Here is a 25,439-nt window from a genome sequence, read left to right on the forward strand (position 1 = left end):
GAGTCATGGCCCCGAGGAACGGGGGCGAACCCCGGGGAGGGGACCTTCAGAGCAACATTTGAGCTTTCTACTGGACCGCCGGCTCGCCCTGGTCCTTGTTGATCTCCTCCGGGTCCGGACGGCCGGTGGGGACCTGGTTGCCCGGGAAGGGCGACGGGCGCGACTTCACGTCCGGGTTGGTGGACGGCTCGGCGGGGGGCGCCGCGGGCGGCACCTGACCGGCGACGGGCGGCGGCGGGCCGGTCGGGCTCGCGGTGCCGGTGACCGATTTCTGGGCGATGGTCGCGAAGTCGACCTCGCCGGTGGCCTCCAGGATCGTGATGTGGTCCAGCACGGTCTGGTTGGCGTCGGAGGCCAGCTGGCGGATCAGCGTGTTGCGGGTGGAGTTCCGCACGGAGGCGATCGCCGGGAAGATCTTGCCGTGGGCGGTCCGCAGCAGGTTCGCCCAGACCTTGTTGTAGTCGGCCTCGGTCTTCGCGGCGGTCATCTGGTCCAGGAAGCCCTGCTGCTCCGCCGTCGGCTGGTTGGGCAGTTCGACGCCCAGCTTCGCCGCGATGACCCGGGACCGCTTGTCGAGGTCGGTGTGGCCCACGATCAGGTGGTCGGCTGCCTCCCTGATGGCCTTGCTCCCGCTGCGCTCCAGGGCCTGCTGCCCGGCCGGCAGCTCCCACAGGCCCGCCAGCCGCACGCGGATGAGCAGGTCGCGGTCGCCGGGGGTGAGCGGCCCCCACTGCGTGGTCACCGTGTCACCGGTGAGCGCGGCCGCGGCCGTCGCGTTGCGGTTGGGGTACGAGTAGAAGATGGGATAGGCGACCGCGGTGAGCGTGCCGGCGATCGCCAGGGCGACGAGGACTGAGCCCTTGGAGCGTCGCAAAAGAGCCTCCCGGAGGAAACCAACTGATCGTTGGGGTCTGACTGTTGCTTGGGGTGCGGCGGGTGAGCGCCGGGTGTGCCTGGTCCGTGGCCGCCGCTCGGGGGCGGGTCCGGGGCCGCGTCAGATCGTGCCGTTGGCGATGGCGTCGAAGTCGACCTGGCCGGTCTTCTCCAGCATCGTGATGTGGTCGAGCACGGTCTGGTTGGTGTCCGAGGCCAGCTGGCGCACCAGGGTGTTCTCGGTCTGGTTCCGGATCGTCCCGATGGCCGGGAAGATCTTGCCGTGGGCGGAACGCAGCAGGTTGGCCCACACCCGGTCGAACTGGTCGTCCGTGGCGTTGTCCATCTGCTGGAGGAAGCCCTGCTGCTGCTCGTTCGGCACGTTCGGCAGCTCCACGCCCAGCTGGGACGCCACGGCCCGCACCCGTTCGTCGAGGTCCTTGTGGCCCACGATCAGGTGGTCCGCCGCCTCCTTCACCTGGGGGCTCTTCGACCGCGCCATCGCCTTCTCGGCGGCGGGCAGCTCCCACAGCCCGGCGAGCCGCACGCGGACGATCAGGTCCCGGTCGGAGGCCGTCAGCGGCCCCCACTGGGTGTTCACCGAGCCGGCGGCCATGTTGGCCTGGGCGGTGCCCGAGCGGTCGGCGTAGGACCATACCGGGAACGCCAGCGCGCCTACGGTGACGACGAGAGCCAGGCCGGCGATGAGCGAGCCGTTGAGACGCCGCAAAGTGATCCTCCCGGATGATGCCAACTGGTCGTTGGGGCAGTTGCTTGGCCAGTGCAGGAAGATACGTGCGGGGTGGCGGAGTTGTTCAACGGCTTTCGAACAGCCTGAGGGGGTCCGGTTCAGGCGGACTCGATCAGCGGGGCGCGGCGTGGGCGCCCGGCGCCGGGGAGGTGCCGACGGCGAGGGGCCGGCTGTTCGGCTGCGGGTGGGTGGGGGCTGGTCGCGCAGTTCCCCGCGCCCCTGAAAAGCAGGGGCTGCGCCCCGTGCTTTTCGTCCCTGAGCGGCAGGAGGCCCTCAAGGGGCGCGGCCCTTGACAGGGCGGGGACGGGTAAGGGGCCCGGGGGTTCAGGTGCGCAGGGCCCGGTGGTCCGCGACGACCGTGCTGGAGCCCGGGGCGACCTCCGTGAAGCCCGCGTCGCGGACGAGGGGAAGGCCGGAGGTGGTGAGGGTTTTCCAGTGGACCGGGGTGGTGGTGCGGACCGCGAGAGGGAAGTCCGCGTCCCGCCAGGTGGCGCGGGCCGGGGCGTCGAGGTCCCACCAGGCGAGCTGGGCGCCGTGACCGGCCTGGGCCATCGCCTTGCCCGCCGACATCTCGACCCCGGGGTTCAGCCAGAGCACCGGGGCGGCGGGATCGGGCTCGGTCGGCGGTTCGGGGTCGTCGAGGTCCGTGCCGGAGACCTGGAGCCGGGCCAGGTCCTTGGGCCAGCCGTCGAGCGGCACCGGCGGGAAGACCCGCACCTCCGCCGACTTGCCGGCCACGGTGATCCCCGGCAGCGCTTCGGCCCGCCGCCACTCCGCGCCCCGCGCCCGCCGGACCACCTTGCGGATCCGGGCGTCCTGCCAGCTCCGCATCGCCTCGGCCCACTCCCCGTCGCCCAGCGACCGCGCGTCGCTCAGCATCACGAGCACCGCCCGCGCCGCCGTCTCCAGCGCGTCCGTACGCGCCGGCGGAGCGCCCCGCTCGATGCGCGCGACCAGGGGCAGCACGAACTGCGGCCCCTCGTCGCGCGAGGTCCGCTCCTCCTGGAAGGGGCTGTCCTGGGCGGCAGCGGGGGCGGGGTCGGGGGTCGGGTCGCTCGTGGTCACCCGCCCAGTCTGCCAGGCGAAAAGGGCCCTGCCCCGACCCGCACCCGCCCGTCTGTACGAGGATGGGGCCATGGAACGCGAGTTACTGCTGAGGCTGGAAGGTGTCGGCCGCCGCTACGGATTCCGTGGCCCCTGGGTGCTGCGCGGCGTCGACCTGGAGATCGCGCCCGGCACGCTGACCCGGGTCGAGGGCGCGAACGGCACCGGCAAGTCGACGCTGCTCCGCGTCCTCGCCGGACTTGACGCGCCCACGGTGGGCCGGGCGACGGGGCGCCCACGCACGGCGTACGTCCCCGAACGCTTCCCCGCCGCGCTGCCGTTCACCGCCGCCGAGTACCTCACCCACCTCGGTGCCGTCCACGGCCTCGACCGCCCGGCCGCGGCACGCGCCGCCACCGAGTGGCTGGAGCGCTTCGGCGCCGCCGAGTACGCCCGTACGCCCATGGGGGAGCTGTCCAAGGGCAGCAGCCAGAAGGTCGCCGTGGCCCAGGCCCTGCTCGCCGCACCGGAGTTGCTCGTCCTCGACGAGGCGTGGACCGGCCTGGACGCCGACGCCCGTGAGGAGCTGGAGCGTGTGGTGGTCGAGCGGACCGCCGCCGGGGCCGCGGTGGTGTTCGTGGACCACGATCCGGGGCGGCTGGCGGGGGCGCCGGACGCGATCTACGCGGTGGTCGGGGGCGCGCTCGACCACCGGGAGGGGAGCGGGACTTCACGGATGGGTGCGGACGACGCCTCGGCCGCCTCCGCCGCCGCCCCTGCTGTCGTTGTCGAGGGGCGTGGCGCGTCGGGGAGGCGAGTACCGCGCCAGATCACCGAGTTGGCGACGGCGGTCGAGGAGAGCGGCTCCGGGACCCACCGGTTCACCGTCCCGGCGGCGGCCTCGGACGCGCTGCTCAGAGCTTTGCTGGAGGCCCGCCCGCCCTGGCACGTGGTGAGCCTGGGCCCGGCACCCGCGCCCCTGACGGCACCCGACTCCGCACCGGAATCCGACTCCGCACCGCAACCCGCACTGGAAGGCGAACGCGCCTGATGAACGCCCTCCTCCGCTACCAAGCGGCCCTCCTCGTACGCTCCCAGCGCTGGCTCCCGCCCGTCATCCTGTACGCGGCGTTCCTCGCCATCGGGGTGCAGAAGGGGCAGCCGGTGCTCGACTCGCTCGGCTACACGGCCGCCGCGCTGCTGCCCGTCTCCGCCTGGCTGATGCGGATCTGCGTCACCAACGAGCCTCCCGCGGCACGCAGTTGTACGGGCGCGGCGGCCGGACCCGGCCGGGCGCACCTGGCCTGCGTCCTGGTGGCGTTCTCGGCGGCAGCCCTCCTCGGCACGGCGGCCACCGTCCTCGTCGCGATCATCAGCGCCCCCACGAGCACGGACCACCAGACGCGCGTCGAGGCGCTCCCGGCGGCGGGCGCCGGCCTGCTGGCCGCGCTCGCCTGCGCCCTCCTCGGCACGGCCGTCGGCGCGCTCACGAACTGGCCCCTGCTGCGCTCGCCGGGCCGGTCCGTGCCGACCCTGCTGCTGGGTGCGCTGCTGTCCCTGGTCGTGGCCGGCTCCCCGGCCCGGATCGCGGTCACCGCTCTGGTCGACGGTTCGCGGCGGGCGGCCGTCCCGGTCCCCGTCCTGCCCCTGATCGCGGCCGGTCTGCTCGCGGCGGCCGCGACCGCCGTGGCGTGCGCCCTGACGACCCGCCGCTCAGCCTGAACAGGCGGTCCGCTCGGCCTCCCGCCACTCGCATACAGGGCACAGCGTGACCCCTTTGTGGGACTCCGGGTACTCGGTGGGCTTCCGGCACAGCACGCACTCGGCGAAGGGCTCCGCCTCGTCCGTGGCCGGGGCGGACCCCTGAGCCGCGGTTGTCTCTTCGGCTCCCCGGTAGTCGCTCATCCCTCCAGCCTAGAACGGCCGGGCCGCGTCCCGGATCAGCGCGCGACGGCCGCCGCGGCCGTCTCCGTCGTCGCCGCCGTGCCGACCAGTTCCGACACCTTCACGAACCGGTAGCCCCGCGCCCGGAGCACCGGCACGATCCTCCGTACGGCCTTCTCCGTGACCGGGGCGGCATTCCGCGTGCAGTGCATGACCACGACCGACCCCGGCCGCACTCCGTCCAGCACCTGCCGCACCACGTCGTCCGCGTCCGTCGCGAACGCGTCCCCGCTCACCACGTCCCACTGCACGGCCGTCACCCCGGACGCGCCGATGCTGCGCAGCGCGCGGCTGTCGTAGCAGCCGCCGGGGAACCGGAAGTACGGCATCGGGTCCGTCACCCCCGCTTCCCGGAACACCCGGTAGGCGCGCTCCAGATCCGCCCGCATGCGCTCCGGCGCCATGGTGGGCAGACCGTGGCAGTTCTCAGTGAAGGCGTGATGGCTGTACGAGTGGTTCGCCACCTCGAACAGAGGGTCCCGCCCGATGGACCGCGCCTGGATCGGGTACTCCTCGACCCAGCGTCCCGTCATGAACAGCGTGGCCGGAACCTTCAGCCGGCGCAGCGCCGCGATCAGTTCAGGATTGTCGAACCGCTCACCGGCGGCGGCCCTGTCGCCCTGGTCCGCGGTCATGTCCGCGTCGAAGGTGAGCGCGACGGCCTTGTCCCCCCGGGTCCGCGGGCCGTGTTCGAACACCGGGGTCAGCCCGGCCGGGCCCGGCGCGAGCGTGGGCGGACGGGACGCCATGGCCGCCGAGGGGCTGGCGGTGGCGGTGACGATGCGTGTCGAGGGCTCCGGGGTGCCGCAGCCGGAGAGGACGGCGCCGAGCACGCCGACCGCACAGAGCGCGGTGATTCTTCGTACAGGACTGATCACCGCACGAAAGTACGGCGGTGGGCTCAGCGGACAGTCGGTTCAGCTGTCGAACGGCAGGGAGTCCGGCACGAAGTCACCCGCCTGGGTGATGAAGGGGGCCCAGGCGGTGGGGGAGAGGGTCAGCTCCGGGCTGCCGGGGACCTTGGAGTCACGGACGTGGACGGCGGAGGGGAGGGTGGCGACTTCTACGCAGTCATCGCCCTCGGTGCCGCTGTACGTCGACTTTCGCCAGGCGAGCGCGATCTCTACACAGCTGTCGCCCTGGGTGCCGCTGTAGCTGCTCTTGAACCAGGCGAGTTCGGTCCTGCTCATTGCGCTCCTCGCATTCGCTCCAACAGGCCCTCGGAGTCAGCCGGGCTGAGGGCCTGCGAGCGCAGTGTCGCATACCGCTGATGGAGCAGGCGGGCCTCTTTCCCGTCGGAGATAAGCCGTCCGCTCTGCTGCCCCTCGGAGTACGCGAGTCGGCGCCCGTCTGGCAGTTCGACGAGTTGAACGGGACCGTCGAGGCAGGCGTGGTGCCTGCTGCTCAGCGGCATGATCTGCACCACGACGTTCCGGAGTCGCATGTTCTCCAGCAGATGGTCGAGCATCGCGCGTGTGACTTCCGGCCCGCCCAATTCCCGCCGGATGACGGCCTCCTCGATGATGAAGCTGAACGAGGTGTTGGGGCGCTCTCGGAGGAGCCGCTGTCGATCCATGCGAGCAATCACCTGGGCTTCGAGCTGTTCGTCGGCGAGGGGCGGAATGCTCTCCCCGAACACTGCCCGAACGTACGGCTCCGACTCCAGCAATCCGGGCACCAACCGGCACTCGTAGATGCTCAGACTGACCGCCTGACGCTCCAGGCCCGCCCACTTCCGGAACCACGAGGCCAGACCCGGCTGCCGCGACAGATGCTTGCCTGCCCTCAGCAACGCCCCCGTCCCGCCCAGCACCTCATCCGCCCGCTCGACGAACACCTCGTCCGCCATCCGCCTCCCCAGCTCGATCGAGGCGACGGTATGGACGCTGAACCGCACCAGCGGCGCGAACTGTTCCCTCGTGTGCCCGTGATGCTCCCGCAGCGCCTGCACGAACGCCCCGAACGTCTTCAGACTGTCGGACGGGTCGGGTTCCCAGTCGACGCTCATGCTCGGCCACCTCCGGGTGAGTCGGATCTCCCCACGATCAACTCACCCAGAGTCACGAACGGTTACGCGTACTGTCCATCGAACACGCATGTACGGCGACGTGCCGTACATGCGTGTTCCCCTCGACTCCGCTCGGCTCGGGTCAGGTGCGTCGCCACGGCCCCGTCACCGCGAAGGTCGTCCCCGGGGTGTAACAGTTGACGTACATCGTCCGGCCGTCGGGGGAGAAGGTGACGCCGGCGAACTCGCCCCATTCGGGGTCGGTCGGGGTGCCGATGTTCTGGGCGTTGCGGGCCATGGCATAGACCTCGCCGCGGCGGGTGACGCCGTAGACGTGCTGGGCGCCGTTGCCGTCCTCGCAGACCATGAGGCCGCCGGAGGGGGCGAGGCAGATGTTGTCGGGGGACTCGCCCGGGAGCTGGAGGTCGGTGTCGGGGCCGAAGGCGATCACCAGGGTGAGGGTGCGGTGGTCGGGGTCGTAGCGCCAGATCTGGCCGTAGTGGTCGGCGGCCGAACCGTCCGCGCTGCGGGCGAAGGACGAGACGAAGTACACGCAGCGGCCGCCCCAGTAGCAGCCTTCGAGTTTCTGCGCGTGGGTGATGCCCTTGGGGCCGAAGTCCTGGTGGCGGATGGCCGTCGTCGTGGCCAGGGGGTCGGGGACGTCGACCCACTCGATGCCGTCGAAGCGGGCTCCGGGCTCCTGGATGGGGGACAGGTCCGGTACGCCGGGCACCCGCATCGCCTGGAGCCGGCCGCCCGCGCGGAGTGAACCGAGGCCGCCCTTGGGCTTCTCGGGGAGGAAGCGGTAGAAGAGGCCGAAGGGGCGCTGGAAGGCGTCCTCCGTCTCGTAGACCACTCCGCGCTTGGGGTCGACGGCGATGGCCTCGTGCTGGAAGCGGCCCATCGCGGTCAGGGGCACGGCGCCCGAGCGGCGGGGGTCGGCCGCGTCCACCTCGAAGATGAAGCCGTGGTCCTTGGTGTAGCCGTTGGTGCCCGCTCTGTCCTCGGTCTCCTCGCAGGTCAGCCAGGTGCCCCACGGGGTGGGCCCGCCCGCGCAGTTGACGGCCGTGCCTGCGATGGCGACGCCCTCCGCGAGGACCTTGCCGCGGGCGTCGAGCGTCAGCGACGTACAGCCGCCCTTGCCCATGGGGTCGTAGGTCAGACCCTCGACCGTGGGGACCGGGACGCGGCCGGTGGCACGGTTCTCGTGGTTGCGGACGAGGTGGACCCGCCCGTGTCTGCCGGGGAAGGCTGACATGCCGTCGAAGTTGCTGGGGACCAGGCCCTCACCGGAGCGCAGGGCGTCGCCCTCGCGGGAGAGGACCTGATAGCGGAAACCTTTCGGCAGGTCGAGCAGACCGTTCGGGTCGGGGATCAGGGGGCCGTAGCCGGAGTGGCCGAGGTCGCTCTGCGCGGCGGCCGAGCCCGCGAAGAGTTCGGAGAGGGCTCCGGTGAACGCGATACCTGCGACGCCTGCGCCGGAACGGGCGAGGGCCTGACGGCGGGTCACTGACACGGGACTACCTTCCTGTTGGCGGACAGGATGTGACCCGCCTGTGTGTATCACGCGGTCACGGCCACGTGAACCACGCGCGTAGAAGGAGGCGGAGGAGTCGCCGCCGTGTCACTCGGTCGGCGGGGGCGGGGACACGGGGGGCGGGGAGGGTGCCCGGGGCGGCTGGGGCGGGTCCGGCGACGGGCCTGCCTGGGCTCGCTCCAGGAAGCGGAGCAGCTCCACGGGGAAGGGCAGGACGAGGGTGGAGTTCTTCTCCGCGGCGACCGCCACCACCGTCTGCAGCAGGCGGAGTTGGAGGGCCGCGGGCTGCTCGGACATCTGCTGGGCGGCTTCCGCGAGCTTCTTGGAGGCCTGCAGCTCCGCGTCGGCGTTGATGATGCGGGCCCGGCGTTCGCGGTCGGCCTCGGCCTGGCGGGCCATGGAGCGTTTCATGGTGTCGGGGAGGGAGACGTCCTTGATCTCCACGCGGTCGATCGTGACGCCCCACTCCACGGCGGGGCTGTCGATCATCAGCTCCAGCCCCTGGTTGAGCTTCTCGCGATTGGAGAGCAGGTCGTCGAGGTCGCTCTTGCCGATGATCGAACGCAGGGAGGTCTGGGCCATCTGGGAGACGGCGAAGCGGTAGTCCTCGACCTGGACGACGGCGTTGGCCGCGTCCACGACCTGGAAGTAGACGACCGCGTCGACGCGTACGGTGACGTTGTCGCGGGTGATGCCCTCCTGCGCCGGGACGGGCATCGTCACGATCTGCATGTTGACCTTGCGGATGTGGTCGATGCCGGGGACGACCATGGTGAACCCGGGGCTTCTGGGGGCGCCCCGCAGCCGGCCGAGGCGGAAGACCACGCCCCGCTCGTACTGCTTGACGACCCGGGCCGCGGCGGCGACGTAGACGACCGCGGCGGAGCCGACCGCCGCGGCGGTGATGAGCAGCGTCTCGACCATGACGACCCCCTTGAGTCGTCCGCTATCGGTGCGAGTACCACGATATGCCGGAGTCGGGGGGCGGGGCGACTGTCGGCCGGGGGTGGGTTTCGCTCACCGGTGCCTGCCTGCCGGGGGGCGTGGGGCGCTGCGGAGGGGGTGGCCGTGCGAACGGAGCGGCCCGGTGCCCCGGCGGGTAGGCCGGGGCACCGGGCGCCGGGGCCGGGTCAGGAGGTGCCCGAGGTCGCCTTCTCCAGTTCCGGCACCGTCATGCGTACCGGTTCCGTGCCCGTCGCGCTGTGGCGGGAGGCCCAGTTCTCCAGGGCCGTGCGGCAGGCGTGGTCGAGGTGGTGCAGGCCGGTGAGGTGGAGCTCCACCGGGCGGTCCTGGGGGAGGGACTCCAGGTTGTCGAGGATCTTCGGCAGGCGCAGGAAGGTCGCGTTGCCGGAGAGGTGGGCCTGGACGGGCCCGGCGCCCTTGTCGACGACCTCCAGCCTGATGTGCGAGGCCTCCCAGGCGGTCTTGGCCACGGAGAGGGCCAGACCGATCAGCACGCCCTCGAACATGTTGACCGCGACGATCGCCACCGCCGTGGCCACCAGGATCAGCGCCTCGCCCCGGTGGGTGCGCCACAGGGAGGCGACCTCACGGAACGGGATCAGCTTGAAGCCCGCGTGGACGAGGATGCCGGCCAGGGCGGGCAGCGGGATCAGGGCGAGGGCGCCCGGCAGCAGGGCCGCGAAGAGCAGCAGCCAGACGCCGTGCAGCACCCGGGACGCCTTCGTCCGCGCGCCGGCCTGGAGGTTGGCGGAGCTGCGCACGATCACGGCCGTCATCGGCAGCGCGCCCAGCAGCCCGCACACGGTGTTGCCCGCGCCCTGGGCCATCAGCTCCTTGTCGTAGGCGGTGCGCGGACCGTCGTGCATCCGGTCCACGGCCGCCGCGCTGAACAGGCTCTCGGCGGAGGCGATGAGGGTGAAGGCGAGGATCGTGCCGAGGATCGCCACGTCCGCCAGCCGGCCGAACGCGTCGAGGCCGGGGGGCTGGATGGCGTCCAGCAGGCCCTTCACCTCGACGTTCGCCACCGGCAGGTTGAGGGCGAGGCCGGCGAGCGTGGCCAGCAGGACCGCGACGAGGGCGCCGGGGACCAGCTGGGCCTTCTTCGGCAGGCGCTTCCACAGCACCATCACGGCGACGGTGCCCGCGCCGATCGCCAGCGAGGCCAGCGCGGCGGTGGAGCCGAGTGCGTCGGCGGCGGCGCCGGGCAGGCCCGTGATCTTGTCGATGCCGGAGGCGGGGGCCTTCAGACCGGCCGCCGCGTAGAGCTGGCCAGCGATGATCACGAGGCCGATGCCGGCGAGCATGCCCTCGACGACGGAGACGGATATCGCGCGGAACCAGCGGCCCAGCCTCAGCGCGCCCATGGCGAGCTGGAGCAGACCGGCGGCGAGCACGATCACCCCGAGGGCGGGCAGCCCGAACTGGCGTACGGCCTCGAAGACCAGCACGGTCAGACCGGCCGCCGGGCCGGAGACCTGGAGGCTGCTGCCGGGCATCAGACCGGCGACGAGACCGCCCACGATGCCGGTGACCAGGCCGAGTTCGGCCGGGACACCGGAGGCGACGGCGACGCCCACGCACAGCGGGAGGGCGACCAGGAACACGACGAGCGAGGCGCCGAAGTCCTGCCGCAGATGGGGGAACTTGGATATGAGGGGGGACGCGGACGAGGTGGGGGGCATGGAGGTCCTGGAACTCTCGGAGGGCTGTTCGGTCGTCTCGGACACCTGGCCGTCGCTCACAGGGTCTCGAACCGGTCGGTGTCCGCGCGGTGCTCGCGCACCGCACCGGTGTGGACCTCGTAGTACCAGCCACGCAGCCGCAGCCGGCCGTCCGTGAGGCGCTTCTCCACGCAGGGGTAGGAGCGCAGGCGCAGGAGCTGGCTGAGGACGTGGTTCTGCACTCCGTCGGCGACGGTCGGGTCCTCGACGGCCCCCTCGGGGCGCGGGGTGGCGTGGGTCAGCCAGTCGCGCACGGCCGGTACGGCGTCCAGGTCGTCGCCGCGCACCAGGGCGCCGACGGCGCCGCAGTGCGAGTGGCCGCAGACCACGATGTCGGTGACGCCGAGGACCTCCACGGCGTACTCGATGGTGGCCGTCTCGCCGGTGGGGCGGTCGGGGGTGTACGGGGGGACGATGTTGCCGGCGGTGCGCAGCTCGAAGAGCTCGCCGGGGCGGGCGCCCGTGATCAAGGCCGGGACGACCCGCGAGTCGGAGCAGGTGATGAACAGGACCTCGGGGGACTGGCCTTCGGCCAGCCTGGCGAACTCCTCAGGGCGCTGTCCGAAGGTACGGGCGTTGTCGATGAGGGGCTGCATGATGTGGTGACTCCTCCTGGCGCGCCTCGGTGGCGCGTCGGGCTTGCACGGCAAGGTGTGGGGGGAACGGGCCGACGTGGCTCAGCAGCGGAAGACCTGGAGGGCGGCCGGGGTGTGGGCCGCGCGGGATCTCGCCGCCCGGTGGTGCCGGGGCGAGGGCTGTTCGGGCCGGCTCGCGGCCGCCGGGTCCTCCTCCCGCGACGGACGCGCGGGGGGCCCTGGGACGGTGTGCGGTGCCGCGCGATGCCGGTCGCGGGTGCGGAGCGGACCGGTCGGGTCCTGGGCGGGTGTGCACGAGCGGTGGGTGGCCGCCTTGTCACGCACCGGCTTCGCGGTGGGGGTGTTTCCGGGCTCGGTTTTGGCCTTGGTGTGACCAGGTGTGTGCGCGGCTGCGAAGGAAGCCGCGGGAGCGAAGAACGTGAGGGTGAGCAGGACGGCGGCTAGGGCCGAAAGGGCGGTCCGGGTCGTCGTACCACGCAATAGGGGCCTCCTCCCTGGCAGTTCTCGGTGTCTCCCACGCGTCGACGGTTGCCTGACTTGGTCAACCATTGGTCAACCGCTGGTCAAGAAACACGTTAACCCTGCGAAGTTGTTTGCAGGGTTAACTTAACGTTGCGAGCTGAAGAGAGCCTGAAAAGCGAGGGCGGGTTGGCCGGAATCGACCCTTGACCTGGGGGAGTTCGTCAGGGGCGGTTCGTGATCGGCGCCGGTGGGGTCAGTGCTCCACGAGTCGCCCGGCGTCCCGCGCGAGGGCGGTGAGGCGGGATATGGCGCGGAAGTACTTCTTGCGGTAGCCGCCGTTCAGCATCTCCTCGCTGAACAACCGGTCGAAGGGCATCCCCGAGGCGAGCACGGGCACCTCGCGGTCGTACAGCCGGTCGGCGAGCACCACGAGGCGCAGGGCCGTGGACTGGTCCGGGACCGGCTGGACGTCGGTCAGGCACACCGCTTTCAGGCCGTCCGTGAGGGCGCCGTACCGGCTGGGGTGGACGCGCGCGAGGTGGCCCAGCAGATGCGGGAAATCGTCGAGCGAGGCGCCCTCGGTGGCGTACGCCGCCTTGGTGACCTCCTCGTCGGAGTACGGTGCCGGGGCCTCGGGCAGGCCGCGGTGGCGGTAGTCCTCACCGTCGATGCGCAGGGAGCGGAAGTGGGCCGACAGGCCCTGGATCTCCCGCAGGAAGTCGACCGACGCGAACCGGCCCTCACCGAGCTTGCCCGGCAGTGTGTTCGAGGTGGCGGCCAGGGCCACCCCCGCGTCGACCAGCTTGCCGAGCAGGGTCGACACGAGGACGGTGTCGCCCGGGTCGTCCAGCTCGAACTCGTCGATGCACAGCAGGCGGTGCCCGGAGAGCGTCTGGACCGTCTTCTGGAAACCGAGGGCGCCGACCAGGTTCGTCAGCTCCACGAAGGTGCCGAAGGCCTTGAGGGAGGGCTCGGCCGGGGTGGCATGCCAGAGGGAGGCGAGGAGGTGGGTCTTGCCGACGCCGTAGCCGCCGTCCAGGTAGACACCGCGGGGGCCCGCCGGGACCTTGGGGGCCTTCGCCCTGCCGAAGCCGAAGAAGCCGCGCCTGCCCGCGCCGGTCGCGTGGGCCCCGCCGAGGCCCGCGGCGAAGCCGCTCAGGACGCGGACGGCCTCGGTCTGGCTGGGCTGGTTCGGGTCCGGGAGGTAGGTGTCGAAGCGCACCGAGTCGAAGCGGGGTGGCGGCACCATCTCGGCGACGAGCCGGTCCGCGGGGACGTGGGGCTCGCGGGTGCACAGGGACGAGGGGGCCGCTTCGGGTATCGGGCCGATTCCGGACACGGTGGCTGAGGACGACGACACGGTTACCGAGTCTAAGGGTCGTGCCACACTGCACGACATGCGACGCCTGTTCCCTGTGACCGAAGAGACAGCGGCCCCGACGCGCCAAGTGGCCGGTGGTGCGCATGCGCCTGAGGTGCGAGCACCGGACGTCGTCGACCGGGAGTGGAGTCTCGGTGAGCTGGCCGCCGCGTACGCCTATCCCGAGTCGGCGTCCGGGGGGAGCGAGCCGTGGATGCGGGTCAACATGGTGTCCACGCTCGACGGCGCCGCCCAGCACGGCGGACGCTCGCAGCCGATCTCCGGCGACGCCGACATGCGGATCTTCGGCACACTGCGGGGGCTCGCGGACGTGGTGGTCGTCGGCGCGGAGACGGTACGTCAGGAGGGGTACCGTCCGGCACGGGCGCGCGAGGCGTTCGCCGAGGCGCGCCGGGCGGCCGGACAGACGCCCGCGCCGGCCGTCGCCGTGGTGAGCGCGAGCCTGGACCTGGACTTCTCGCTGCCGTTGTTCAGCTCGCCCTCGGTCCCCACCCTCCTGCTGACCGGTGCCGCCGCCGCCCCCGACCGGGTCGCCGCCGCCGAGAAGGCGGGCGTCCGGGTCGTGGTCGCCGGGGACGGCACGGGCGTCGATCCCGCGCGGGCCGTACGGGCCCTCGCCGGTCTGGGGCTGACCCGGCTGCTCGGCGAGGGCGGGCCCCGGCTGCTGGGCCAGCTGATCGCCTCCGACGTACTCGACGAACTGTGCCTGACCGTGTCGCCGATGCTCACGGCCGGGGACGCCCAGCGGATCGCCGGGGGCCCCTCCGTACCGGTGCCCAAGCGCTTCGCGCTGGCCTCGCTGCTGGAGGAGGCCGGGTTCCTGTTCGGTCGTTACCGTCGCACGTGAAAGCGGGCGGAACCTACCGTTCCGTTCAGCTTTCGCCGGGCACACTAGAACCCTGAGGAGTGAGGGCCCGCGGGGCCCTCCGATTAGAAGGGCGCCTGTGGTGTCGTTCACGAGCGTATTGATGATCGAGAAGGCTCTGACGTCGGCGGACGTGGAGTTCGTCACGACCCTGCACGGCGACGAGCGTGCCTTCTTCCATGTGCTGCTCCAGCCGCGGGGCAATCAGGCCGACCGGTTGCTGCGGGCCGTCGACGACCTCGCTCTCGGTGAGCTGGACGAGGCGGCGAAGGAAGGGGAGACGCCGGAGGGGGAGCAGGCGCTGGACGCCGGGGAGCGGGCACTGGAGGTGTCGTTGCAGGCGCTGCGAGGGGCCGGGAGTCCGGCGGAGGGGCGGCTGATCGAGGATCACCCGCTGGACGCGCTGAAGTCGCTGGTGGAGGAGGTGGGGGCCGATGAGGTGCTGGTGCTCACCGATCCCCACTACGTGGAGGAGTTCTTCCACCGGGACTGGGCTTCTCGGGCACGGCACAAGGTCGGGGTGCCGGTGTTGAAGCTGTTCTCGCACAGTCGGGCCTGAGGGCACTCGGCGCCGTAGGGGGCTGTGGCGGGTGCGGGTCCGTCGTGGCTGTTCGCGCGGTTCCCCGCGCCCCTGAACGGCGGCTGCGCCGCCTGCCAGGGGCGCGGGCCGCCGGCGGCGGTTGTAGGGGGCCCCTACGGCAGGCAATAGGCTGAGGGGGTTCATCGGCTTCGTACGTCACCTGGAGAACAGACATGGCACCCGGACTGCCTTCCGCCATGGATCGGCCGCACTTCATCGGGATCGGTGGGGCCGGGATGTCCGGGATCGCCAAGATCCTCGCGCAGCGCGGGGCGAAGGTCGCCGGAAGCGACGCCAAGGAGTCGGAGACGGCCGAGGCCCTGCGCGCACTCGGGGCGACCGTGCACATCGGGCATGCCGCCGGGCATCTCGCCGACGACGCGACCGCCGTGGTCGTCTCGTCGGCGATCCGGGCCGACAACCCCGAACTGGCCCGCGCCGCCGAGCTGGGCATCCCCGTGGTCCACCGGTCGGACGCGCTCGCCCGGCTGATGGACGGGCTGCGGCCGATCGCCGTGGCCGGGACGCACGGCAAGACCACGACGACGTCCATGCTGGCGGTGTCGCTGGCGGAGCTGGGCCTGAAGCCGTCGTACGCCATCGGCGGCGACCTCGACGTACCCGGGTCCAACGCGATGCACGGGGACGGGGAGATCTTCGTCGCCGAGGCGGACGAGAGCGACCGGAGCTTCCACAAGTACGCGCCCGAGGTGGCGATCGTCCTCAACGTCGAGCTGGACCACCACGCCAACTACGCCTCCATGGACGAGATCTACGAGTCCTTCGAGACGTTCGCCGGCAGGATCGTGCCCGGCGGCACCCTGGTGATCTCGGCCGACCAGGAGGGCGCGCGGGAGCTGACCTCCCGGCTGTCCGGCGTGCGCGTGGTGACGTACGGCGAGCGCGAGGACGCCGACGTGCGCGTGCTCTCGGTCCTCCCGCAAGGGCTCAGGAGCGAGGTCACGGTCCTGCTGGACGGACAGGAGATCACCTTCACCGTGTCCGTGCCGGGACGGCACTACGCGCACAACGCCGTGGCCGCGCTGGCGGCCGGCGTCGCCCTCGGGGTGCCGGCGGCCGAGCTGGCGCCCGCGCTGGCGGCGTACACCGGCGTGAAGCGGCGGCTCCAGCTGAAGGGCGAGGCGCGGGGCGTGCAGGTCATCGACTCCTACGCCCACCACCCGACCGAGATGACCGCCGACCTGGAGGCCATGCGGGCCGCCGCCGGCGACGCCCGGATCCTCGTGGTCTTCCAGCCCCACCTGTTCTCCCGCACCCAGGAGCTGGGCACCGAGATGGGGCAGTCCCTGGCACTGGCGGACGCCTCGGTCGTCCTCGACATCTACCCGGCCCGTGAGGACCCGGTCCCGGGAGTGACCAGCGAGCTGATCATCGGGGCGGCGCGGAGCGCGGGCGCGGACGTGACGGCCCTGCACGACAAGGCGGAGGTCCCCGGCACGATCGCGGGAATGGCGAAGCAGGGTGATCTCGTTCTCACCATGGGCGCGGGTGACGTGACGGACCTGGGCCCGAAGATCCTGGACCGTCTCGCGGAATGAGGGGCTGAGGCACATGTCGTACGACGTCGAGAAGCCGGACGAGCAGTGGCGCGCGGAGCTGACACCGGCCGAGTACGCCGTGCTGCGGCAGGCCGGCACGGAGCCCGCGTTCGTCGGTGAGTACACCGACACCAAGACCAAGGGCGTCTACTCCTGTCGCGCCTGCGGTGCCGAACTGTTCACCTCCGACACGAAGTTCGAGTCGCACTGCGGCTGGCCGTCCTTCTACGACCCGAAGGACACCGACGCGGTGGAGCTGCTGTCCGACCGGTCGCACGGCATGGTCCGCACCGAGGTGCGGTGCGCCCGGTGCGGCTCGCACCTCGGGCACGTCTTCGAGGGCGAGGGGTACGCCACCCCGACCGACCAGCGGTACTGCATCAACAGCATCTCCCTGACGCTGACCGCCGACGAGAGCTGACCTCGGCCGTCGACCCCCTTCACCCGCGGTCGCCCGGGGCCCGCGCGCCCGGGCCCCGCGCCCGTCGCCAGGGTTGACCACGTGACTATTGTGTGAAGGGTGTTGACGGGGGCGGATCGAACGGAAGACGACGCGGTCGAGCGGCCGGACGGTCAGCGGCGAGAAGGCTTTCGGACAGGGGCCGTGGGCCCGACGTGAACGGACTGGTCTACTACGTGGCGGCCGCCGTCGTGTGGACCGGCTTCGCGGTCCAGCTGCCCGGCCTGTGGCACGACCGGCGCGACCCGCTCAAGCGCGCGATGTGCACCGTGATCCTCCTCGCCGGCTGCTGCTTCGTCCTCGGCGCCCCGCCCACCGTCGGCTTCGTCAACGACACCCTCGGCGTGCCCAACGCCGCCGCGTGCCTCACCTACGGGGCGGTCAACGCCTTCTCCGCCGCCTCCCTCGTCCTGATCGTCCACTGGCGCGGGGCCGACGACCCCGCCCGGCTGCGCCGGGTCTCCCGCGGCTGGCTGCTCGCCTACACCGTGATCATCGCGGCGCAGACCGCGCTCTTCGCCGCCGGGGACGCGCCGGTCGAGCGACGCGCGGACTTCGACACCTACTACGCCGGCACACCGTTCGTCCGCGAGATGATCGTCCTCTATCTCCTGGCCCACCTGGCGGCGGCCCTCACCACCACGATCCAGTGCTGGCGCTGGACCCTCCAGATCAGCGGCTGGACACGGCGGGCCCTGGCGGTGCTCGCCGTCGGGTGGCTGTGCAGCAGCGCGTACGGCGTCGTCAAGATGACCGCCGTCGCCGCCCGCTGGGGCGGCCATCACTGGGACCCGCTGAGCACCCGGCTGGCCCCGATGCTGGCCACCGTCGGCGCCGTCCTCACCTCGGCCGGCTATGTCCTGCCGCTGCTCGGCCCGCGCATCGACAGCCTCCTCGCCTTCCTGCGGCTCGGGCCCCTCTTCCGGCTCGTCGGCGCCAGGAGCACCGGTCGCATCAGGCGCGACGTGCTGCTGTCCTGGCGCTCCCTCGGCGATGTCGAGCTGCGCCTGACCAGCCGTACGACGGCGATCCGGGACGGACTGCGGGACGTGTCCGTCCACTTCGACGAGGCCGTCCGGGAGCGGGCCTACCGCCAGGCCCTCTCCCTGGGCTCCAGCACCGGCGAGGCCGAGGCCATCGGGGACGCGGCGATGGTGGCCGTCGCGGCGCTGTCCGGCACGGGCGGCCCCACCGGGCGGCGGCGTCCGGACGCCCTGGATCCGGCCGTACTGGACAGCGTCGCCTTCGACGCCCTCGTGGGACTCGCCGCCGGCCACGCGCAACCCCCGGCCGGCGAACAGGGGCTGGACACCGGCCAGCCCTCCCTGATCCGGATGTCACGAGCGGTACGGGCGGGGGTCGTGGAGGAAGCGGTCCGGAGCGCGGCGGCAGGGTGAGTCCGGCCCGAGTGCGCTGTAGGGACCATCGCGGTGCGCTGCCGGAACACGGTGGCGGTCGCGCCCCGCACAGCTTCGAGAGCGACGCCGGTCGGACGGTCTCGCCGACCGGAACGCGGCAGCCCGAACGCGGCGGCCTTCATAGGCGAGCACGCGGCGGGCCGACGACGTGACGACGGTGCTCCGCCCGGCGGAGCGGAAGGAGTGGGCGAGTGGTGCGCAGGCTGTTGACCGACCTCGCCCACACCCTCGCACCGCCGCGCGGAGACCGGCACGGGCCGCTGCCGCCGCTGATGCTGGCCCTGACGGTGGTGACGGGGGTGGTGGACGCCGTCAGCTATCTGGGCCTCGGGCATGTCTTCGTGGCCAACATGACCGGCAACGTGGTCTTCCTGGGCTTCGCCCTGGCCGGCGCCGGCGGACTGTCCGCGCTCGCGTCCGTGGTCGCGATGGCCGCCTTCCTGGCGGGCGCGGTGGCCGGTGGCCGGTTCGCGGTCCGGTTCGCGGAGCACCGGGGGCGGCTGCTGGCGGTCGCCACCGCGTTCCAGACGGTCCTGGTCGCCGGGGCCGTCCTCACGGCGGCCCTCACCGACGGCCTCACGACCGCCTTCGCGGACGGCCGGGTCGGGGACCCCGAGTACACCCTGATCGTGCTGCTCGGCCTCGCCATGGGCCTGCAGAACGCGGCAGCACGGCGCCTCGGCGTCCCCGACCTCACCACCACCGTGCTCACCCTCACCCTGACGGGACTGGCGGCGGACACCGCCTCGGCCGGCGGCGCGGCGCCCCGGCCCGGCCGCCGGCTCCTCTCCGTCCTCGCCATGTTCCTCGGCGCGCTCGCCGGAGCGCTCCTGCTGCGGCACACCGGCCTCACGCCCACCCTGGGCCTGGCCCTGCTCCTGCTCGCGGCGATCTCCGTGGCCGCGTACCGGCTCTCGGCCGCGGACGAGGCATGGACCGGGCCGCCGGCCTGAGCCCGGGCGAACGGCCGCGCGGCCGGGGTCACGTCCTCCCGTCGGGGTCACGGCCTCCTGCCGGGGTCACGTCCTCCCGCCGGGGCGCCCCGCCGTGTCCCGCCACTCGCTCGGTGACATGCCGTACGCCGCCCGGAACACCCGGCTGAAGTGAGTGGCGCTCAAGAAGCCCCAGCGGCCGGCGACCGAGGCGATGGTGCGGCGGTTGCGGAGGCCGAGCACGAGGTCGCGGCGGCACTCCTCCAGCCGGCGGCGCTGGATCCAGCGGCCCACGGTCGTGCCCTCGTCCCGGAACAGCTTGTGCAGATAGCGCACCGAGATGTGATGAGCCCCCGCGATCACCTCGGGCGACAGGTCCGCGTCGGCCAGGTGCTCGTCGATGAACCGCAGGACACGTGCCACCATCGGCGACCGGGTGCCCGGTGCGTCCGTCACGACCCGCCCCGACCGCTCCGTGGCGAGGGTGGCCAGCAGGTTCACGGCGTTCCGGGCGAGCATCTCGCCGACCGGGGGCTCGGCGGAGACCACCGTGTCGGCCAGCTCGGACAGGAACGGCGACAGCAGCGTCCCCAGCCGGGAGGACCGGGCGACCGGGGTCGCCACGACGCGCCGCAGATCGTCGTCCTCCAGCCCCAGTTCCTCGTGCGGGACGAGGAAGACCTTCAGCCGGCAGCGCTCGGGTAGATCGGGCACCGGCGGGTGGTTCGCGTCGTAGAAGCAGATGTCGCCCGGTCGCAGGGAGACGTCCGGCATCCGCTCGACGAGCGGAACACCGCTCCCGCGCACCCCCACGAGCAGATACGCGCCGCCGGTCCGTCCCGTCAGCCGGTACGCGTCCGGCGCGGACCGTCCGTCCCCGGGCAACGCCACGGCCGCGCCGTCGAGGACGCGGATGCGTAGACCCGCCTCCTCCGCGACGCCGGTGCCGGACCTTGTCATCTCTTCTCTCCTCCACGGCAGTTCGAGCACACCGTCGGCCAGTGCACTCGGAGCGTAGGAAGGAGGATGTGAAAAAAGAGTGACCGTGAAGTGACGGCGGCCGCTACGGGGTGCCCGAAGGGGAGCCGTGGTCGAGCAGGCGGCGGCGGGCGGCACGGCGGTCCTCCGGCGCGTCGTACGTCGCGGCCAGCTCGGCGGCGAAGGCACGCAGCAGGTCGTGCTGCGCGTAGCGGCCGGGCGCGCGCTCGGCGACGAGGTGGGCGTCGGCGAGGCCGTCGAGCAGCAGCCGGGTGCGGCGGACCGGGAGCCCGGCCAGCGCCGCGGCCGACTCCGGGGTCAGGTCGCGCCCGGGGTGCAGGGACAACAGCCGGAACAGCCGGGCGCTCTGGGGGGCCAGCCGGCGGTAGGAGCGGGCGAAGGCGGTGCGGAGGTCGGGCGGATCGCTGGGGTGGGTGTCGGGTTTCGGGTCGGGGTGGGCGGGCCCGGTGTGGATGTGGGACCCCCGGTCGTGGGCGGCGGGCCCGGTGCCGGGTGTCTGTTGGGTGGGGGTGGGGCCGGAACGGGGATCGGCTGTGTGCCCGGGGGCGGCGGGGCCCGGGTGGGTGCGGGGAGTCGCCGTCGTGCCGGTGAAGGCGTCGAGGGGGTTCCCCGCGTGCCGCAGTTCGCTCACCAGGGCCGAGAGCGGGAGGTCCGGCCGGGCGGCGGCGCGGGTGGCCACGAGCGTCAGGGCCAGGGGCAGTCGGCCGCACCGGACGACGATCTCGTCGGCCGCCCCCGGCTCGGCGGCCGAGCGGGCGTGACCCGTGCGCGCCGCCAGCATCGCTCGCGCGTCCGGCGCCGACGGCAGGTCCAGGCGGAGCGGATGGGTGCCCGAAGCGATCAGACCGGACAGGGCGTGGCGACTGGTGACCAGGGTCAGACACCCGGGCGAGGCCGGCAGCAGCGGCCGTACCTGTTCGGTGTCCGCCGCGTCGTCCAGCACCACCAGCAGCCGCCGGCCGGCCAGCAGACTCCGGTACAGCCCGGCGAGGGAGTCCGTGCGGACCGGCATCCGCGCGGCGGGCACCCCGAGCGCGGCGAGCATCACGCGCAGCGCCGCCGCCGGGTCCAGCGGTGCCCGGACGGGATCGAATCCCCGCAGCCCGACGTGGAGTCGGCCGTCGGGGAAGCGTCCGGCGACCTGGTCGGCCCAGTGCAGGGCGAGGGCGGACTTCCCGACGCCGGGCATCCCGCTGATCAGCACGGTCGCCGGTGCGTCCGGAGCGGGGGCGTCCGCGGTCGGGGCCGTCCCCGCGCGGCGGGTGGCCGCGTCCGTGATCTCCGCCAGACGGCCGAGTTCGGACCGTCTGCCGACGAACGCCCCTGACCCGAGCGGCGGTCGGTCGTCGCCGCACGGTCGGGCGTCGCCGCATCGGCGGGCCGTGTCTCCCGTCGACGGCAGGGCGGACAGGACGAGCGCCGGTGCGGGGTGCGGTCCGGGCAAGGGGTCTGCCCGGTCCCCGTCCGGACCGACAGCCGGATCAGCCGGTGGACCGGCTGATGGCGGCGTGCTCGCGGAAGGCCCGGGCAGCGTGGCCGACCGGGTGGTCGCCGGGCTCGGATCCGCAGCCGCCTGGGGGCCTGCCGGTCCCCATTCCTGGCGGAGCACCCTGGTGTGCGCAGCGGCCAGATCCGTGCCGGGTGCCACCCCCAACTCCTCGGCCAGCAGCCGTCGTACGCGCTCGTACGCGGTCAGCGCCTCGGCCTGGTGGCCGGACGCGGCCAGGGCCAGGACGAGCGCGGCGTGCAACGACTCGTCGAGCGGGTCGCGTTCGAGGGCCTGTCGCAGCCGGGGCAGCACCTGCTCACTGCTTCCGCACAGGAGTGCCGCGTCGGCGGCCATCCGTGCCGTGGCGGCCAACTCGCGTTCCACTTCGGCGAAGACGGCGTGCTCCCGTACGGCGGCGGGCATCCCCATGCCGACCGGGCCCCGCCACTCGCCCAGCGCGTTCACGAAGTGCCGCGACGCCACCTCGGACCGCCCGGTGGCCGCCGCCCGCTTGCCCCGCTTGGTGAGCGCGCGGAACCGCAGCAGATCGACCTCCTCCTCGGCCGCCGCCAGCAGATAGCCCCCGGCGCGGCGCAGCAACCGGTGTCCGGGTGCCCGGGGCGGCAGCCCGGGTTCGAGCAGCCGCCGCAGTGAACCGGCGTAACGGCGCACCACGTTCCGCGCGCTGGCCGGTGCCCGCTGCGGCCAGAGCACGTCGACGATCTCGCCCGCCGGCACCGGCCGGCCCGCCCGCACCACCAACAGAGCGAGCAGGGCCCGCTGTTGCGGGAAGCCGAGGTCGAGGTCCTCCTCGTCCCGGCGGACCCGCAGGGGCCCCAGCACCTCGAACCGCAGTGACGCCCCCGCGGAGCCGGGCCGGTCGGTGGCCGCCGCGCCTCGCCCGGCCGCGCCCGGTGACTCCGCGACACCTGCCCCCGCGACACCCGGGTGGCCGGTCATCCGCACCGCTCGCTCGCGGCGATCCGTTCCCGCACCCCGTCGGCGTCGGGGTGGCCGAGGGTGATGAGGAGGGTGAGGGCCTGCTGCAGGACCTCGTGGGCGGCGCGGTGGTCGCCCATCGCGGCGTGCGTGTCACCGATGTGGACGAGGGTGCAGGCCTCCAGGTACGGCACACCCAGCTCCCGGTAGAGGGCGAGGGAGTGGCCGTAGCCCACGAGGGCGTTCGGGTGGCGGCCCAGATGGTGGTGGGCGTACGCGAGGGTGTGCCACGTGGCGGCCTGGCCGTAGCGGTCGCCGAGCCGCTGGAGCAGGACGAGGGCCTCCTGGCAGTGGCTCAGGGCCTGCGGGTACTCGCCGAGCAGCGCGTGGTACCAGCCGACGGAGTTGAGGACACTGGCGTACGCGGCGTGGCGGCCGCTGGTGCTGAACAGCTCCATGGCCAGCCGGTTGTGGTGGAGGGCGCCGGGCAGATCGCCCTCCTGGTCGCGTGTCCAGCCGATACTGCGATGGGTGTCGGCCCGTCCGATGTCGTCACCCAGGTCGGTGAACAGCCCCAGCGCGCGATCGAGGCGTGGGCGGGCGGAGCCGTACAGTCCGAGCCGGCCCTCGGCCCGGGCCAGCGCGCGCAGCCCCCGGGCCTCGTAGGCGGGCTCGGCCAGCCGCAGGGCCGCGTCGAGGGCGATCCGCTGGACCGTCGCCCAGTCGTGCCAGTGGCCCCGGCGGTCGAGGAACGGCTCCAGCGACCAGGCGAGCAGACACGCTGACCGGTCGCGGCCGGACCGGGCCGCCGCCCCGACGACGGCGAGCAGCACCGGATACTCGGCGGCCAGCCAGGCGAGCGACTGCTCGTGGCCGACGAGCGGTTCGGCGCGGACACCGGCCGGCGGCGGGCCCGGGGGCATCGGGTCGGCGTACGGGGCGAGGAGCGGTTCGGTGAGGTGCGCGCTGTGCACGTAGTACGCGTACAGCCGCTCGGTGGCCGCCTCGCGCCCGGCGTCCGGGACCTGGTCCTCCAGGAGTTCGGCCGCGTGGGCGCGCAGCAGATCGTGCAGGGCGTACCGGCCGGGGGCGGGCTCGCCCGCGAGGTGGACGTCGGCCAGCTCGGCGAGGAGCGACCGCGTCCGGCGCACGGGCAGTGCGGCCAGGGCGGCCGTCGCGGACACGGAGAAGTCCGGCCCTGGGTGCAGGGCGAGCAGGGGGAACAGGCGGGCCGCCTCGGCCGACACCGCACCCAGCGACCAGGAGAACACGGCGCCGACGTTCGCGGAGGCGTCCGTCCGGCTGAACGCGTCCAGGCTGCCGTGCGCCGCGCGCAGCTCCGCCGCGATCGCCGACAGCGGGAAGTCCGGGTGGGCGGCGGCCCGCGCGGCGACACAGGCCAGCGCCAGCGGAAGCCCGCCGCACAGCGCCGCGATCTCCGCCACCGCCCGCGCCTCGCCCGTGAGCCGCGCGGCGCCCAGCCGGCGTTCGAGGAACACCCGCGCCTGTTCGGTGTCCAGCGGCCGCAGTGCCAGCGTGTGCGCGCCGTGCGCGGACACCAGGCCCGACAACTGGTCGCGGCTGGTGACGATGGTGAGGCAGCCCGGGGTGCCCGGCAGCAGCGGCCGCACCTGTTCGGTGTCGCGCGCGTTGTCGAGCAGCACCAGGAACCGGCGCCCCGCCAACAGGCTGCGGTACAGCGCCGCCTGGGCGTCCACCCCGTGCGGCACCCGCTCCGGCGGTACACCCAGCGCGTCGAGGAAGACCCGCACCGCTTCCCCCGCCCGCATCACGGCCCCCGACGGCGCGAACCCCCGGAGGTTGACGTAGAGCTGGCCGTCCGGGTACCGGTCCGCGACGCGGTGGGCCCAGTGCACGGCGAGGGTGGTCTTGCCGATGCCGGCCATCCCGCCGATGGCGCTGATCACGACGGTCCCGGTGGGCGGCACGGCGTCGCCGGGGCCGCCGGGGCTGTCGAGGAGGGCCAGCACCCGCTCCAGCTCGGCGCGGCGGCCGGTGAAGGTCGGCAGGTCGTGGGGGAGCTGGGCGGGGACGGCGGTGGCCGGAGCGGGCGATGCCGACGAGGCCAGGACGCTCACGTGCGCGGTCTCGGCCCGGGAGGGAGCGGGCGGGGCCGCACCGGCGCCGCGTACGACCGCCGCGTGGGCGTCGCGGAGGTCCGCTCCGGGGTCGATGCCCAGCTCGTCGGCGAGCCGCGCACGGGCGGTTCGGTAGGTGCTCAGCGCCTCCGCCTCGTGCCCGGCGGCGGCCAGCGTGAGCACGAGCCGGGCCAGCAGCGGTTCGTCCAACGGAGCGTCCACGGCGGCCTGTCGGAGCAGGGGGAGGACGGCGGCGGGGGTGCCGGCGCGCAGCGCCGCGTCGGCCGCGTCCCTCAGGGCCGCCGGCCGTTCACGGTCGACCGCCGGGAACCCGGCGCGCTCCCGCACCTCTTCGGGCAGCCCCGCCCCGACGACCGGCCCCCGCCACAGGCCGAGGGCCTCGGTGAGAAGCTCCACGACCCGGCCCGGCGACGGGGGAGCGTCGGCGCCCGTCCGACGCGCCTCGTCCCGTAGCCGGCGGAACCGCAGCAGGTCCAGGGAGCCGGCGTCGACGACGAGCCGGTAGCCGCCCGCGTCCCGTATCAGCCACCGTCCGGCCGCCCGGTTGGGCAGTCCAGGCTCCAACATCCGCCGCAGCGAGCCCACATGCCGCCTGATCACATTCACCGCGCTGTCCGGCGGCCGTCGCCCCCACAACACGTCGACGATCTCGCTCACCGCCACCGGCTGCCCCGCCCGCACCAACAGCAGCGCCAGCAGCGCTCGTTCCTGCGGGCGCCCCGACGCCGCCTCCGCCCCCGCCCGTTCCACCCGGACCGGCCCCAGGACCGCGAACCGCACCGGTTCCGGCGCCAACTG

The 25,439-nt window shown here is 73.2% G+C and carries 24 protein-coding genes; 8 read left to right on the plus strand and 16 right to left on the minus strand.

Going from position 1 to position 25,439, the window contains the following annotated elements:
* Positions 1–67: 67 nt before the first annotated feature.
* The 3 genes from H4687_RS35160 to H4687_RS35170 form a co-directional block, all read right to left on the minus strand.
* Entirely contained in the window at positions 68–874 is an 807-nt protein-coding gene (locus tag H4687_RS35160) for a DUF4142 domain-containing protein (RefSeq protein WP_046920305.1), read from the minus strand.
* Between the two features lie 120 nt (positions 875–994).
* Positions 995–1,603, minus strand: coding sequence for a DUF4142 domain-containing protein (locus H4687_RS35165; protein ID WP_050398066.1), 609 nt, complete (start codon positions 1,601–1,603; stop codon positions 995–997).
* A gap of 345 nt (positions 1,604–1,948) precedes the next feature.
* Positions 1,949–2,689: an aminoacyl-tRNA hydrolase gene (locus H4687_RS35170; RefSeq protein ID WP_046919965.1), complete on the minus strand. Its 741-nt coding sequence runs from the start codon at positions 2,687–2,689 to the stop codon at positions 1,949–1,951.
* A gap of 70 nt (positions 2,690–2,759) precedes the next feature.
* Here H4687_RS35170 and H4687_RS46830 point away from each other — a divergent pair, with 70 nt between their 5' ends.
* Complete coding sequence (locus tag H4687_RS46830) at positions 2,760–3,719, plus strand: ABC transporter ATP-binding protein (RefSeq protein ID WP_046919966.1); 960 nt, start codon at positions 2,760–2,762, stop codon at positions 3,717–3,719.
* A complete protein-coding gene (locus H4687_RS46835) occupies positions 3,719–4,390 on the plus strand; it encodes a hypothetical protein (RefSeq protein WP_046919967.1) in 672 nt (223 codons plus the stop codon). The genes H4687_RS46830 and H4687_RS46835 overlap by 1 nt, the downstream gene beginning before the upstream one ends.
* Here the strand turns inward: H4687_RS46835 and H4687_RS46840 are convergent.
* The 10 genes from H4687_RS46840 to zapE all read right to left on the minus strand — a co-directional run bounded on the left by H4687_RS46840 (position 4,382) and on the right by zapE (position 13,298).
* Positions 4,382–4,573: a hypothetical protein gene (locus H4687_RS46840; RefSeq protein ID WP_046919968.1), complete on the minus strand. Its 192-nt coding sequence runs from the start codon at positions 4,571–4,573 to the stop codon at positions 4,382–4,384. The genes H4687_RS46835 and H4687_RS46840 overlap by 9 nt on opposite strands.
* 35 nt (positions 4,574–4,608) lie before the next feature.
* Positions 4,609–5,490 carry a polysaccharide deacetylase family protein gene (locus tag H4687_RS35180; RefSeq protein ID WP_046919969.1) on the minus strand — a complete coding sequence of 294 codons (882 nt, stop codon included), beginning with the start codon at positions 5,488–5,490 and terminating at the stop codon, positions 4,609–4,611.
* 39 nt (positions 5,491–5,529) lie between these two features.
* Positions 5,530–5,802 (minus strand): DUF397 domain-containing protein, encoded by a 273-nt coding sequence (locus H4687_RS35185; protein WP_046919970.1) that lies wholly within the window; start codon positions 5,800–5,802, stop codon positions 5,530–5,532.
* The gene (locus H4687_RS35190) at positions 5,799–6,620 is read right to left on the minus strand and encodes a helix-turn-helix domain-containing protein (RefSeq protein ID WP_046919971.1); all 822 of its coding nucleotides are present in this window, start codon (positions 6,618–6,620) and stop codon (positions 5,799–5,801) included. Before H4687_RS35190 ends, H4687_RS35185 begins: the two co-directional genes overlap by 4 nt.
* 142 nt (positions 6,621–6,762) lie before the next feature.
* Entirely contained in the window at positions 6,763–8,130 is a 1,368-nt protein-coding gene (locus H4687_RS35195; RefSeq protein WP_050398067.1) for a PhoX family protein, read from the minus strand.
* Positions 8,131–8,244: 114 nt separating this feature from the next.
* Positions 8,245–9,081 carry a slipin family protein gene (locus H4687_RS35200; RefSeq protein ID WP_050398068.1) on the minus strand — a complete coding sequence of 279 codons (837 nt, stop codon included), beginning with the start codon at positions 9,079–9,081 and terminating at the stop codon, positions 8,245–8,247.
* A gap of 206 nt (positions 9,082–9,287) precedes the next feature.
* Positions 9,288–10,802, minus strand: a complete 1,515-nt coding sequence (locus H4687_RS35205; RefSeq protein WP_046915144.1) for a SulP family inorganic anion transporter — start codon at positions 10,800–10,802, stop codon at positions 9,288–9,290.
* Positions 10,803–10,858: 56 nt separating this feature from the next.
* Positions 10,859–11,437 (minus strand): carbonic anhydrase, encoded by a 579-nt coding sequence (locus H4687_RS35210; RefSeq protein WP_046915143.1) that lies wholly within the window; start codon positions 11,435–11,437, stop codon positions 10,859–10,861.
* An 81-nt stretch (positions 11,438–11,518) separates the two neighbouring features.
* Complete coding sequence (locus H4687_RS35215; RefSeq protein WP_046915142.1) at positions 11,519–11,917, minus strand: hypothetical protein; 399 nt, start codon at positions 11,915–11,917, stop codon at positions 11,519–11,521.
* 235 nt (positions 11,918–12,152) lie between these two features.
* Positions 12,153–13,298 (minus strand): cell division protein ZapE, encoded by a 1,146-nt coding sequence (gene zapE / locus H4687_RS35220; protein WP_046915141.1) that lies wholly within the window; start codon positions 13,296–13,298, stop codon positions 12,153–12,155.
* Between zapE and H4687_RS35225 the strand changes: the two genes are divergently transcribed.
* The 6 genes from H4687_RS35225 to H4687_RS35250 all read left to right on the plus strand — a co-directional run bounded on the left by H4687_RS35225 (position 13,297) and on the right by H4687_RS35250 (position 19,115).
* A complete protein-coding gene (locus H4687_RS35225) occupies positions 13,297–14,127 on the plus strand; it encodes a pyrimidine reductase family protein (RefSeq protein ID WP_192781756.1) in 831 nt (276 codons plus the stop codon). The genes zapE and H4687_RS35225 overlap by 2 nt on opposite strands.
* Before the next feature lie 121 nt (positions 14,128–14,248).
* Complete coding sequence (locus tag H4687_RS35230; RefSeq protein WP_046915139.1) at positions 14,249–14,704, plus strand: indole-3-glycerol-phosphate synthase; 456 nt, start codon at positions 14,249–14,251, stop codon at positions 14,702–14,704.
* Between the two features lie 194 nt (positions 14,705–14,898).
* Positions 14,899–16,284 (plus strand): UDP-N-acetylmuramate--L-alanine ligase, encoded by a 1,386-nt coding sequence (gene murC, locus H4687_RS35235; protein WP_050398069.1) that lies wholly within the window; start codon positions 14,899–14,901, stop codon positions 16,282–16,284.
* 13 nt (positions 16,285–16,297) lie between these two features.
* Positions 16,298–16,705 (plus strand): peptide-methionine (R)-S-oxide reductase MsrB, encoded by a 408-nt coding sequence (gene msrB, locus H4687_RS35240; protein WP_012999892.1) that lies wholly within the window; start codon positions 16,298–16,300, stop codon positions 16,703–16,705.
* A gap of 194 nt (positions 16,706–16,899) precedes the next feature.
* Positions 16,900–18,141: an MAB_1171c family putative transporter gene (locus H4687_RS35245; protein ID WP_046916153.1), complete on the plus strand. Its 1,242-nt coding sequence runs from the start codon at positions 16,900–16,902 to the stop codon at positions 18,139–18,141.
* A gap of 215 nt (positions 18,142–18,356) precedes the next feature.
* Positions 18,357–19,115 carry a YoaK family protein gene (locus tag H4687_RS35250; RefSeq protein WP_046916156.1) on the plus strand — a complete coding sequence of 253 codons (759 nt, stop codon included), beginning with the start codon at positions 18,357–18,359 and terminating at the stop codon, positions 19,113–19,115.
* A gap of 66 nt (positions 19,116–19,181) precedes the next feature.
* Here H4687_RS35250 and H4687_RS35255 read toward each other — a convergent pair whose 3' ends face one another.
* From H4687_RS35255 to H4687_RS35265, 3 genes are all read right to left on the minus strand, one after another.
* A complete protein-coding gene (locus H4687_RS35255) occupies positions 19,182–20,054 on the minus strand; it encodes a helix-turn-helix domain-containing protein (RefSeq protein WP_078907083.1) in 873 nt (290 codons plus the stop codon).
* A gap of 103 nt (positions 20,055–20,157) precedes the next feature.
* Positions 20,158–22,542 (minus strand): AfsR/SARP family transcriptional regulator, encoded by a 2,385-nt coding sequence (locus tag H4687_RS35260; RefSeq protein ID WP_050398071.1) that lies wholly within the window; start codon positions 22,540–22,542, stop codon positions 20,158–20,160.
* A complete protein-coding gene (locus H4687_RS35265) occupies positions 22,539–25,436 on the minus strand; it encodes an AfsR/SARP family transcriptional regulator (protein WP_050398072.1) in 2,898 nt (965 codons plus the stop codon). Before H4687_RS35265 ends, H4687_RS35260 begins: the two co-directional genes overlap by 4 nt.
* Positions 25,437–25,439: the final 3 nt, after the last annotated feature.

The organism is Streptomyces stelliscabiei (genome assembly GCF_014873495.1).
In the GTDB taxonomy this organism is placed as follows: domain Bacteria; phylum Actinomycetota; class Actinomycetes; order Streptomycetales; family Streptomycetaceae; genus Streptomyces; species Streptomyces bottropensis.